We start from the raw sequence: 3,471 nt of genomic DNA, 5'->3' as shown, positions 1-3,471 counted from the left end.
GCCGGGGCGCTGCTGGCCGTCGGGGTGCCGGTCGCGGTGCTGCTGGCGGCGTCCGCGGCGGGCTCCTCCGGCGCCGCGGCCCAGCTCACCGGCCTGCCCGCCCCGCCCGGGGCGGGCGCGCGCACCGCGCTGGCCGCGGGCCTGCTGGCGGCGGCCGTCGTGGGCGGTGAGCTGCTGGGCCGGGGCCTGGCGCTGCTCGTGCCCCGGCTGCTGGCCGGGCCGGCCGCCGAGCGCCTCGCGGCCGCCGAGGCGCACGTGTCGGTGCTGGCCGGGCGCGACCGGCTGGCCCGCGAGCTGCACGACAGCGTCGGGCACTCCCTCAGCCTCGTCAGCGTCCAGGCCGGTGCGGCCCGCCGCCTGCTCGGCCGCGACCCGGCCGCCGCCGAGACCGCCCTGCGGGCGGTCGAGGACGCCTCCCGCCGCGCTCTGGTCGACCTCGACCACGTGCTGGGGCTGCTGCGCGAGGGCGACGGGGCCGCGCCGGCGGCGCCCGTGCCGGACCTGCGCGACCTCGCCGCCCTGGTCGGCGCCGCCCGCGCCGCCGGCGCCGCCGTCGAGGTCGCGGTGGACGGCGACGTGGCCGGGCTGCCGGCCGTGGTCTCCCGCGAGGCGTACCGGGTGCTGCAGGAGGGCCTGACGAACGCGCTGCGCCACGCGCCCGGCGCCTCGTGCCGGGTGCGGGTGGGCGCCGGCGGCGACGAGCTGGTGCTGGAGGTCGCCAACACCGCGCCCGGCGCGGCGCGCACCGCCGCGACCGGCTCGCCCGGCGGCGGGCGCGGGCTGCTCGGCGTGCGCGAGCGGGCCCGGGACCTGCGCGGCACCGTGCGCGCCGGCGCCGGCGCGGACGGCACCTGGCGCCTGTGCGTGAGCCTGCCGGTGCGGGCGCGCTCGGGCGGGGCGGGGGCGCCGTGACGGTGCGCGTGGCGCTCGTGGACGACGAGCCGCTGATCCGCAGCGGCCTGGCCGCCGTCGTCGGCGCCGAACCGGACCTGCTGGTCGTGGGCGAGGCCGGCGACGGCGCGCAGGTGCTGGACCTGGTGGCCCGCACCGCGCCCGACGTGGTGCTCATGGACGTGCGGATGCCCGGCCTGGACGGCATCGCCGCCACCCGCGCGCTGGTGCGCGCCCGCTCGGCCGCCCGGGTCCTGGTCCTGACCACCTTCTCCAACGACGAGCACGTCCTGGACGCCCTCGTCGCCGGCGCCGACGGCTTCCTGCTCAAGCGCTCCACGCCGGAGGAGGTGCTGCACGGCATCCGCACCGTCGCCCGCGGGGAGTCGCTGCTCTTCCCCGACGCCGTGCGCGACCTCGTGCGCCGGCAGGTGCGCGGCACCGGCGCGCGGGCCGCGCGGCTGGAGCGGCTCACCGCCCGTGAGCGGGAGGTGCTGCGGCTGGTCGCCGCCGGGCTGAGCAATGCCGAGATCGCCACCGAGCTCGTCGTGGGCGTGGAGACGGTGCGCACCCACGTGGCCGCCGTCCTGGCCAAGACCGGCACGCGCGACCGCACCCAGGCCGTCGTCCTGGCCTACCGCTCGGGGTTCGTGCCGCCGGGCTGAACCGCGGGCCCCCGCGCCGCCGGCCCCCTCACAGCAGCCGGCGCGCCGCCGCCCACCGCGTGAGCTCGTGCCGGTTGGACAGCTGCAGCTTGCGCAGCACCGCCGACACGTGCGTCTCCACCGTCTTCACGGAGATGAACAGCTCCTTGGCGACCTCCTTGTAGGCGTAGCCGCGGGCGATGAGCCGCATCACCTCCCGCTCGCGCGCGGAGAGCCGGTCCAGCTCCTCGTCGGTGGCGGCGACCTCCCCGGCGACCGCGCCGAAGGCGTCCAGGACGAAACCGGCCAGGCGCGGGGAGAACACCGCGTCGCCCTCGGCCACGCGCCGCACCGCGGCGGCCAGCTCCTCGCCGCTGATGCTCTTGGTGACGTACCCGCGCGCGCCGCGGCGGATGACGGCGATGACGTCGTCGGCGGCGTCGGACACGCTCAGCGCGAGGAAGCGCACGGGCCGCTCGCCGGCCAGGAGGTCCGCGCACCCGTCGAGCACGCGCGCCCCGCCGGAACCGGCGCCGGGGGCGGGCGGCTCCCCGGCGGCGGCGGGCAGGTGCACGTCCAGCAGCACCACGTCCGGCAGCTCCCGGCGCACCGCCTCCACCGCCGCGGCGGCGTCGCCGGCCTCGCCGACGACCTCCACGTCCGCGGCGGCGGCCAGCTCCGCGCGCACGCCGCTGCGCACCATGCGGTGGTCGTCGACCACGAGCACCCGCACCGTCACGACGCCTCCCGCTGCGCGCGCGCCGGGGCGGGCAGGCGCAGCACCACCTCGGTGCCGCCGTCGGAGGGGCGGCGCACCCGCGCGCTGCCGCCGGCGCGCGCCATGCGGCCCAGGATCGACTCGCGCACCCCGAGCCGGTCGTGGGGCACCGCGTCCAGGTCGAAGCCGGGCCCGCGGTCGCGCACGAACACCTCGAAGGAGCGGGTGTCCCCGGCGCCCAGGGCCTCCGCGTACAGGGAGACGGTGCCGCCGGCGTGCCGGCCGGCGTTGAGCAGCGCCTCGCGGGCGGCCTGCACCAGCGCGCCGGTGCCGCGCTCCAGGGCCAGGGTGTCCAGCTCGCCCACCAGCACCACCTCCACGGTGGCGCCGGAGGCGTCCTCGACCTCCGCGGCCGCCGCCCGCAGCGCCGCGCCGAGGGTGCCGGCGGTGGTGCCGTGGTCGCCGTACAGCCACCGGCGCAGGTCGCGCTCCTGCGAGCGCGCCAGCCGCGCCACCTCGGTGGCGTCGGCGCTGCGCCGCTGGATGAGCGCCAGCGTCTGCAGCACCGAGTCGTGCACGTGCGCTGCCAGCTCGGCGCGCTCCTGCTCGCGGGCCAGCGCGGCCCGCTCGGCGCCCAGGTCGTGCCACAGCCGCACCGCCCACGGGGCCAGCACGACCCCCACCCCGGCCAGCACGGCCAGCGCCCCCAGCAGCGAACCGCCCAGCGCGGCGACGTCACCGCCCAGGACCAGCAGCAGCACCACGCCCAGCAGCACCAGCGAGGTGCCCGCCACCACCCGCAGCGCCGCGGTGCGCCCGCCGCCGGCGCCGGCGCCGCTGACCCAGCGGGCGCGGCGGGTGGCGTCCAGCTGGCTCCACGCCAGCACCAGCCCGGCGCCCACCACGAGCACCGGCAGCACGACGCGCGCGGAGGCGTCCACCCCGCTCACGCGCAGCGCGGCCAGCGCCCCGGCCACCACCAGCGCCCCGCCCACCAGGGCGTCGCGGTGGGCGAGCACCCACGCGGAGGGGTCGGCGCGGCGGTCGCCGGCGGCGCCGTCCTCGCGCACGTCCCGCTCGTCGGGCACGAGGAACCAGTACGCCGCGTACAGGGCCGCGCCGGTGCCGGCCAGCACGGACAGGGCGACGAGCGCCACCCGCAGCCGCGCCACCGGCACGCCCAGGTGGGCGGCCAGGCCGGCGGCGACCCCGGCGGCC

4 protein-coding genes are annotated in these 3,471 nt (G+C 80.1%); 2 read left to right on the top strand and 2 right to left on the bottom strand.

Annotated features, from left to right (window positions below):
- On the top strand, positions 1-912 hold a 912-nt coding region (locus tag GTR00_RS17055), incomplete at its 5' end, for a sensor histidine kinase (RefSeq protein ID WP_166612780.1).
- Entirely contained in the window at positions 909-1,556 is a 648-nt protein-coding gene (locus tag GTR00_RS17050) for a response regulator (protein WP_166612779.1), read from the top strand. The genes GTR00_RS17055 and GTR00_RS17050, both read left to right, overlap by 4 nt.
- Before the next feature lie 28 nt (positions 1,557-1,584).
- Here GTR00_RS17050 and GTR00_RS25980 read toward each other — a convergent pair whose 3' ends face one another.
- Positions 1,585-2,274, bottom strand: coding sequence for a LuxR C-terminal-related transcriptional regulator (locus GTR00_RS25980; RefSeq protein WP_166612778.1), 690 nt, complete (start codon positions 2,272-2,274; stop codon positions 1,585-1,587).
- Positions 2,271-3,471, bottom strand: a 1,201-nt coding sequence (locus GTR00_RS17040) for an ATP-binding protein (RefSeq protein WP_166612777.1), incomplete at its 5' end; no start/stop codon positions are given. The genes GTR00_RS17040 and GTR00_RS25980, both read right to left, overlap by 4 nt.

Source organism: Kineococcus indalonis, from assembly GCF_009906395.1.
In the GTDB taxonomy this organism is placed as follows: domain Bacteria; phylum Actinomycetota; class Actinomycetes; order Actinomycetales; family Kineococcaceae; genus Kineococcus; species Kineococcus indalonis.
This window is presented reverse-complemented; position numbering and strand designations above follow the sequence as displayed.